The organism is Neisseria sp. HMSC067H09 (genome assembly GCF_001814135.1).
Classification (GTDB): Bacteria; Pseudomonadota; Gammaproteobacteria; order Burkholderiales; family Neisseriaceae; genus Neisseria.
Genome location: NZ_KV814946.1, coordinates 1 through 1718, shown reverse-complemented (window position 1 = coordinate 1718; position 1718 = coordinate 1). Strand labels below are relative to the sequence as shown.

1 protein-coding gene is annotated in these 1718 nt (G+C 41.4%); it reads left to right on the top strand.

The window, feature by feature from the left end; genetic code table 11:
• A partial coding sequence (locus HMPREF2954_RS09970; protein ID WP_321178163.1) for a penicillin-binding transpeptidase domain-containing protein occupies positions 1-1410 on the top strand: 1410 nt, incomplete at its 5' end.
• Positions 1411-1718 lie beyond the last annotated feature (308 nt).

Here is a 1718-nt window from a genome sequence, read left to right as displayed (position 1 = left end):
GATGATGTTGAAGAAACAGTCAGCCAATATTTATCTACTTTATATACTGTGGATAAAATGGTTCCTGCGGTTGTATTGGAAGCTTCCCGGAAAGCAGTACAAATCCAACTACCCAATGGCCGTAAAATGACTCTTGACGCTAAATCGTTAGGTTTTGCAGCCAAAGCGGTTAATAATGAAAAAATGGGAGAAGACCGTATTCGACGCGGCTCTGTCATCAGAGTAAAAAATATTGGTAATGGCTGGACTGTTGTACAAGAACCTTTATTGCAAGGTGCATTAGTATCTTTAGATGCCAAAACCGGGGCTGTTCAAGCATTAGTTGGTGGCTATGACTATCATAGCAAAACTTTTAACCGAGCAACTCAGGCCATGCGCCAACCTGGTTCAACATTCAAGCCTTTTGTATATTCCGCTGCATTAGCTAAAGGCATGACAGCCTCAACCATGATCAATGATGCCCCAATATCCCTACCAGGAAAAGGAGCAAATGGTAGCGTGTGGTCACCCAAAAATTCAGATGGCCGTTATTCTGGTTATATTACATTGCGCCAAGCATTAACCGCATCGAAAAATATGGTTTCTATCCGCATCCTGATGTCTATCGGAATTGGATATACCCAGCAATATGCCCAACGTTTTGGTTTCAAACCGTCTGAACTTCCCGCAAGTTTATCAATGGCTTTAGGTACTGGAGAAACCACTCCACTCCGTATTGCAGAAGCATATAGTGTTTTTGCTAATGGCGGATATAAAATCTCAGCTTATGTGATTGACAAAATCTACGATAGCCAAGGTCGTCTGAAAGCACAGATGCAACCCTTAATTGCCGGAGAAAATGCTCCTCAGGCGATTGACCCTCGAAACGCATATATCATGTATAAAATTATGCAAGACGTAGTTCGTGCAGGTACTGCTCGAGGTGCATCAGCATTAGGTCGAAGCGATATTGCCGGAAAAACCGGAACAACCAATGACAACAAAGATGCATGGTTTGTCGGTTTCAATCCTAAAGTGGTAACTGCTGTTTATGTTGGTTTTGACAAGCCCCGCAGCATGGGGCGTGCCGGCTACGGTGGTACGATTGCAGTTCCAGTCTGGGTAGATTATATGCGTTACGCCCTCAAAGGCACTGAAAACAAAGGCATGAAGGCACCTGAAGGCATAGTTTCTAATGGTGGTGAGTATTATATGAAGGAACGACTGACTACCAGCTCCGATTTAGCCTTAGAAAACGGTGGAGTAGCACCACATCCGACCCCTCAACCATCTAGACGTACTCGTCAACCTTCTGACAATAATATGTCTGATACCCAAAACTCTAGCCGCCCTGGGCGCCAAGAGTTACAAGAAGAACCGGTTTTGCCAAGCAATACCGGCAATAATAAACAGTTAGACTCCTTATTCTAAAATCAAAATTTTAAATTACTGAAAATAAAGCGGTCTTGTCATTAAAGTAGCAAGGCCGCTTTATTTTAAGGATAATATTTAGATAGATTAAAGAGCCCTACTTGATACAATCAAGCCATCAGACTCATAAGAATCTGCTATTTAAAAAATGATATTTGCTTTCTAAAACCCACCTTCTAATTAATACATACCGTACGCCAACAAACCAATGGCTGCTCAGAATATCTTATTCGACACCAATAAAATCAACCAGATATCTAATATTTTTATCTTTTATAGCCAATTAAAAACAAAATAGTACAATACTC